The organism is Pseudobacter sp. (genome assembly GCF_051955275.1).
GTDB lineage: Bacteria > Bacteroidota > Bacteroidia > Chitinophagales > Chitinophagaceae > Pseudobacter.
In genome coordinates this window covers 1-6,960 of record NZ_JBQCGW010000029.1, presented here as the reverse complement: position 1 = coordinate 6,960, position 6,960 = coordinate 1, and the positions used below count along the sequence as shown (strand labels likewise).

At 48.5% G+C, this 6,960-nt stretch carries 6 protein-coding genes; 1 reads left to right on the top strand and 5 read right to left on the bottom strand.

Going from position 1 to position 6,960, the window contains the following annotated elements; all coding sequences use genetic code 11:
- On the top strand, window positions 1-596 hold a 596-nt coding region (locus ACTHMC_RS03185; RefSeq protein WP_440410758.1), incomplete at its 5' end, for a hypothetical protein.
- 596 nt (window positions 597-1,192) lie between these two features.
- On the opposite strand, the gene mqnE is transcribed toward ACTHMC_RS03185, so the two are convergent.
- From mqnE to ACTHMC_RS03160, 5 genes are all read right to left on the bottom strand, one after another.
- Window positions 1,193-2,362 (bottom strand): aminofutalosine synthase MqnE, encoded by a 1,170-nt coding sequence (gene mqnE / locus ACTHMC_RS03180; RefSeq protein WP_440410757.1) that lies wholly within the window; start codon window positions 2,360-2,362, stop codon window positions 1,193-1,195.
- Window positions 2,363-2,462: 100 nt separating this feature from the next.
- Complete coding sequence (locus ACTHMC_RS03175; RefSeq protein WP_440410755.1) at window positions 2,463-3,758, bottom strand: NupC/NupG family nucleoside CNT transporter; 1,296 nt, start codon at window positions 3,756-3,758, stop codon at window positions 2,463-2,465.
- Between the two features lie 150 nt (window positions 3,759-3,908).
- Window positions 3,909-5,723 carry a carboxypeptidase-like regulatory domain-containing protein gene (locus ACTHMC_RS03170; RefSeq protein WP_440410754.1) on the bottom strand — a complete coding sequence of 605 codons (1,815 nt, stop codon included), beginning with the start codon at window positions 5,721-5,723 and terminating at the stop codon, window positions 3,909-3,911.
- Window positions 5,724-5,889: 166 nt separating this feature from the next.
- On the bottom strand, window positions 5,890-6,207 hold the full coding sequence (gene trxA, locus ACTHMC_RS03165) for a thioredoxin (protein ID WP_440410753.1): 318 nt from the start codon (window positions 6,205-6,207) through the stop codon (window positions 5,890-5,892).
- Between the two features lie 181 nt (window positions 6,208-6,388).
- On the bottom strand, window positions 6,389-6,960 hold a 572-nt coding region (locus ACTHMC_RS03160; RefSeq protein WP_440410751.1), incomplete at its 5' end, for an OB-fold nucleic acid binding domain-containing protein.

The following is a 6,960-nucleotide window of genomic DNA, read 5'->3' as shown; positions in this document are numbered from 1 at the left end:
CCATGGCACAGCACAAAGCAGTGATCTACCTCGATACCGATCTCCCCGAATCCGCCAGCAACAAGAAAAGTCTCATCACGGATCTCATCCGGATCCATCACGTGCATCGCAAAGGCAAGCTTTACGTGCAACCGCTCAATGCCATGGACGAAGCGCAGTTCGGCAATGCCTTACAATTCTTTGCACCGGGGCCACTCACCATTGTGAATGAAGGACTGCTTGTCTATCTCGATGACGAAGAGAAACGCGCACTCTGCCGCACCATCCACCATATCCTGAAGCGCCGTGGCGGCCACTGGATTACCGGTGACGTATACCTGAAGAATCCCGATCATGAGCCCGGTAATGGACATCAGACCACTGAAGACAATAAATGGAAAGAGTTTCTCACCGAGCACAATGTCAACGACAACAAGTTCGGCTCCTATGAAGAAGCGGAATCCTTCTTCAACAGCTGCGGATTCCGTGTAGTACACAAAGCGCCTACCATTCACAAAAGCCTGAGTGCACTCAGCTATTTTAAAACTGAAGTGACGAATGCGATGGTGGATGAGTGGCTGTATTATCGCCAAACCTGGGTGCTGGAGGTGGGATAGTGCCATCGGCTTCTTGTTTTTAAGCTTATGGCTTAAGGCTTCGGGGGATATGAAAAGCGGCTGCCGAAACATACCCACACCTTTGGGGATATTTGATGGGCTGTTGTGGGGTATGTTGAAACCGTAGTGCATTGCCGGGCTTAGGGATCGTATGTTTCGAAGGCCTTTTTTTCATATCCCGCGAAGCCGCTGGCACTGTGAGTGGGGGAGAGGATTGTGTAACTGCGTAAGTAAAATCAATTTTGATCCATTGTACGAATGTGCGATTGAAAAACTGAATAGGTAGTTGTCAGTTAAGTGATATTTTCTGAATGAAGAAATTGCAGCAATATAACTTTCATCAGTAATTTCCAAAGCTTTCCCGCACCTCCAGCGTGCCGACGGCAATGGGATGTGCTCAACGCAGGCCTTCGAAACATAAGCGAAGAAGCCCGGCTTTGCACTACAGTCCCATCTTTCCAAACAAAAATCCCAACAGAACCTCAAAAAGGTGCGGTTTGTTTCGGCAGCCCAGTTGAGTACATCCCATTGCCCCGGGCATAAAAAAAGCACCAGGAAAAATCCTGATGCTTGCTAAATATAATGTCTGCTGGAATTTAATTCAGCAACGGATTCGTTTCAATCTCTTTGATATCATACACTGAATAATCCCTCACTTCATTGTACAGCGTATCACGCTCTACAGGCTTGCGTTTCACCTGTTTGATCAGTGTTACCAGCTGCGCTGTGCTCATGGCCGGAGTCTGCTCTTCAGAGCCCGCCATGGAGTAGATTTTGGTGGAGTCATCAATGGTACCATCGATATCATTCACACCAAAGCTGAGGGTCAGCTGGGCATTGTTGCGGCCCAGCATCGGCCAGTAGGCTTTCAGGTGCGGGAAATTATCCATGTACAAACGTGCAATGGCATACATACGCATGTCTTCAATCACACTGAGCTCGTTCACATGGCTCATCTCGTTATCGCCATTTCGGAATTTGAGCGGAATGAAGGTGTTGAAACCATGAGTTTCATCCTGCAGGCTGCGGAGCTTATCCATATGGTCAATACGATGTGAGTAGTTTTCAATATGGCCGTAGAGCATGGTGGCATTGGTGTGCATGCCCAGCTTGTGAGCGGCTTTGTGAATGGCCAGCCAGCCTGCACCGTCTATCTTGTCGTCACAGATCTGTTTCCTGATCTCCGGGGCAAAGATCTCGGCACCGCCACCGGGGAGTGATTGCAGTCCGGCTTCATGGAGATAGGCCATGCCTTCGTCAATGGTCTTTTTTGCTTTACGGAACATATAATCCAGTTCCACGGCAGTAAAGCCTTTGATATGGAGATCGGGGCGATGGGCCTTGATCTTGCGGATGAGGTCGGCAAAGAATTCGAGGTTCATCTTGGGGTGAACGCCGCCAACGATATGGACTTCGGTAACTGGCTTGCCGTCGTATTTTTTAACGATATCGAGCATCTGTTCTGTGGTCAGTTCCCATCCTTCTTCGCGGTGTGCATAGAGGCGGGAATAGGAGCAGAACTTGCAGGCGAATACGCATACATTGGTGGGCTCGATATGGAAATTCCTGTTGAAATAAGTGACATCTCCGTGCAGTCTTTCTCTCACGAAGTTGGCGAGCGTGCCAACGAAGCCGAGGCTTGCTTTCTCAAAAAGGTAGAGGCCGTCTTCCGGGGTGATGCGCTCCTGGCGGACTACTTTTTCAGCGATCTGGCGAAGGGTGGCATCCGTTTCGGCGGAGATTAATGTCTCGATAGAACTGTTCATAGATAAAAACTGCCTTTGATTCAATGCCGCAAAGGTACAATAGTCCACTAACAGTTGGCGGGCAATAATGTTTGCAAAAAATGAAAACGGGGTTAATCTTCTACATCAGGGCTCCCGCAATACAGCCGCACATGAGGCAGGCGATAGTGCCGCCGATAAGTGCTTTGACACCCAGTTCCGTGAGGTTTCTCCGTTGGTTGGGCGCCAACTGGCTGATACCGCCGATCTGGATGCCGATACTGGCAAAATTGGCGAACCCGCAGAGGGCGTAGGTGGTGATGAGGATCGATTTGGGATCGGCAATAGCGCCGGAGGTTTTCATCTGCCCGAAAGAGATATAGGCAACAAACTCGTTGAGGATGGTTTTCTCTCCCAGTAGTTGCCCTACCTGTATCATCTCCCGCGAGTCCACGCCAATGAGCCAGGCCACGGGAGAGAATAGGTAACCGAGCAGCATCTGTAACGAAAGGCTTTCATAACGCCCGTTGGTGGCTGCGGCGATGGTGCTGTTGAGGTTGGTCCAGTGACCGATACTGCCGAGGAGATAGTTGGCGAAATACATGAGGGCCGTGAAAACGATCAGCATGGCGCCTACGTTTACGGCCAGTTTCATACCATCGGTAGTGCCGAGTGAAATAGCGTCCAGAAAATTGTCGCCGAGCTTTTCGCGGGGTACTTTCAGCTCCCGCATATAGGGCTCTGTTTGCGGGAAAAGTATTTTTGAGACTACGATGGCAGCTGGTGCGCTCATGATACTCTGACTGAGCATATGGAGGGCGAAATATTTCTGCTGGTCAGGATCATTGCCACCGAGGAAGCCAACATAGGCGGCAAGAACGCTGCCGGCGGTATTGGCCATACCGCCTACCATGATACAGAGTATTTCAGAGCGGGTGAGTTTGTCGAGGAATGGGCGGATCATGAGTGGCGCCTCGGTTTGCCCGAGGAAAATATTGGCGCCGGTGCTCACGCTTTCCGGTCCTGAGATGCCCAGTTTTTTCAGCATCCAGGCAAATACGTATACTACTTTCTGCAGTATGCCCAGGTAATAGAACATGGCGGAGAGGGCAGAGAAGAAAATGATATTCGGAAGTACCTGTACAGCGAAGATATAGGCCCATGAACCTTCTGAGTTGGCGAGGTTGCCGAAGAGGAATTCGATGCCTTTATGGCCGATATTGATCACATCCACAAATTTCTCGGAAAGCCACTGGAAGATCACTTTGATAAAATTCACTTTCAACACACCGAGTGCGAAACATACCTGCGCCACAATGCCGATAAGCACCAGCTTCCAGTTGATAGCCCTGCGATTATTACTGAAAAGAAAACAAACAAGGATGAGGAAGAACATGCCAAGCATGCCGCGCAGAATATTTTCCATTACAGGACTCATGTAAGCTCAGTTTGGATGAAAAGACCTTTCAATATAAGCATTATTCATAATCGCAGGCTCATCAATCCTGCAAAATTCATTTATAATAACAGGAACGCCTGGCCAACGGTATGGCACAGGCGTTCCTGAATATGCTGGTGTAAATAACTGTTATGGTTCTTCCGAGAAATCTATCGGGAAGCGCTTCACCCTGAAATAAACGGTGAATGGAACCTGCTGTCCGGACGGATTTTCAGTCATTTCGCTATAATAGCCGGCTACATAACCCGTATTGATGGCGCCGAGCTCGGTAATGGTAATCTTTCTTTGATCATAGTACATTTCTGGCCAGAGAACCCCGTTGAGGTTGATCTGAAATCCTGCTGAACTGTTGGGGTAATTCCAGGTGATACCTCCCAGACTGAGGAAAGACAGCCAAACGGAGGCCTGGGAATTACTGCAACGGATATTCCAGAAGAACATGTTCGCATACTTGTTGAAGGGAGATTCGGCATGGTTGAAATTGAAGATTTGTCCGTTCAGATTCAGCCTTACGTATTCAAGTTGTGAATCGGCGCATCCGAAGATGGGGCCTGTATTGAGTGAATCAGTGGTTACATTGAAAAGCAGCGTGTCTTTCAGCTTCAGGTGAGTGGCATCTGTGATCACTACTTTCGCCTGTGCCGGTGTGCCTGCGCAACGGGGAACTTTCACATTGAATTTGCCGTTGACGATATCTCCCCGATAGTTGATCCCATCGATGGAAATATTGGCATATCCAGTCTGCAGCGTATCGGAATTACAGGAAAGGGCAGTACCGGCAATGGTAACGGTTGTTCCTGTATTGGTAGCCGTTATGGTGCCGAGGTCTGCATGCGAGAATGTATATGGACCCACACTGTTCTGCAATAATACGGTTCCGCAATGATTGTAAATGGTCATCTGCAGGTTGATACCGATGGGTACCCATCCATTTATCACACCATCGAAGCCTGTATTGCCTTCACCGAAGGCGCTGGTGGCAGGATTGCCAGTTTCCTTGATGGTGATCCTGGCTTGTGTGAGGGGGTTGCCATGCTGGTCTTTGATAATGCCGCTGATGGTGGTAAGGCTATAACCAGCATCAAAGCTCCAGAATGAGAAATGGTCTGTTTCCCCGGCAAGAACATTTCCCTTCCTGGAGATGCTACCGCCTTCTTTCCAGAGTCCTGTGCTATCATTGAAACGCCAGAGCGCAACCTGCTCAGGCAGTCTGCCCTGCAATTCTGATGGAATGGTGTAAGAAACGGTGGCAGGTTTGCCTGCCGCCAGTTGCAGCTTCTCTCCGCCAGCTCCAGTCAGTTCTACGGCAAACATACCGAAGGAACTGAGGCCTGAATGTTTATAGTCTTTACTGATGCCGCGACGGGTGCCCGGTTGAAGCTCAGCGGCTGATGGATCGATCGTTTTCGCATATACGGTAACGGTACCAGTGTATGCTGCATTGGTGGCGGCATTTACAATGCTGCCTGCCTTGAACTGAATGCTGTTTCCGGAGCCGAAATTTACTGTGCCTCCGTCTGCACCGTTGAAGGTTACAGGAGTTTCTTTACTGATCAGCGAGATTTGTGTAGTATGGTTTCCGTCTTCGGAAGCGCTGATCGTTTTCCCGGTGGAGAAAAATCCTTCTTTGGAAATGCTGATGAATGCATTGTTCTTTCTGACCTGTCCTTTAGAGAAGCTGAACGCACCTTTGGGGTCTGTGGTGGTGGTTTTCGATCCCAGTTTTACGGTGGCACCTTCCACTGGTTTTTGCTGCGCGTCAGTAACGGTTCCTGAAACTGCCGCATTCACGTTTTCTTCCAGCAGTTTTTTGATTTCTTCAGGTACCTCGTTGCCAAGGGGAGGGTCGACAGAAGGGGCAGGTTCATCCGATTTTTTACAGCCTGATATCAGGAAGCCCATTAAAAGAAAGGCGGCAAATGCCTTCATGTAGTTTGTTTTCATAGATTCAGTAAGTTAATAGGATGACCGGTTATGGGCTGTCCGGCCATCGCAAGAACGATGGAAATACAGATTTATTATCAGGCAGCGCAAAATGAAAAAGGGCGACTCAATATTAAATTGAGCCGCCCTGTAATGTAAGCAGTAAACTGCTTCTTTATAGCGAATACTACATGTGTTGTTCGATCTTCTTAACGAAGTTTGCTTTAGGTTGAGCACCTACCAGCTTGTCTACGATCTTTCCACCTTTGAAGAAGAGGATCGCAGGGATAGAAGTGATACCGTAGTTGATGCTGATCTCAGGATTGTGGTCAACATTCACTTTACCTACATTAACACGACCTTCATATTCTTTCGACAGATCGTCGATAACGGGTCCGATTGCGCGGCAGGGTCCACACCACTCAGCCCAGCAATCCACTACAGACAGTTTATCAGAAGAAAGAACCTGTTCCTGGAAGTTCGCATCAGTAAATTCTAAAGCCATAAAAATGTTTTTATAAATATTATTTGAATTAAGACTGTTTCTGATTAAAACAGGTAAGTGAACCATTTTGTTCATCCCACCTTCCCATCGCTGCCAGTCCTCGTTTCATGGGGTTAAGAGAACAAATATATAACCATTTCCATTTTCCTGAAACGGTGACATTTCCACATATCCACATCTGTTAACTAGTCACCACAGATACCTCAACCTCAGGTTTTTCCTTCAGCCAGGCCGTCATTTCGTCATTCATCTGGAACTTCGCTTCCAGACTGTACATGCTGATCTTGAGCTGCGCTTTTGGCTCAAGGATATTGAACCTCAGGCCGGCCCCGCCCGGGTTTTTTTTAACATTATCTTCCAGGAAATCGATCAGTTGCGGGGTGAGATGCCTTGCCTGGATGTCCAGGATCAGCTGTTTGGTGTATTTGCCTTTCACCGTTTCCAGCAAAGTGATCTCCGTTGCCTTGAACTCATACTCCGGTGGCTTGCTGGGATCAGGGTTGAAGCTTCTTTTCTGCTGAAAACTACCGGTCACCAGCAGGTTCAGTCCATTCTGGAAGAAGGAGCTGAAGCGTGGGTAATCGTTGCTCCAGAAAAGGAGTTCTGCATTCCCGGTGTAATCTTCCAGTACCACTTTCGCAAAGTTTTTACCCGTCTTCGTCACTCGATGCTGTGCATCCGTCACTAATCCTGCAATGCGGATCGACTTTCCTGCAAACTGCGCCATCAGCAGTTCGGTATTCTGGATCTCGT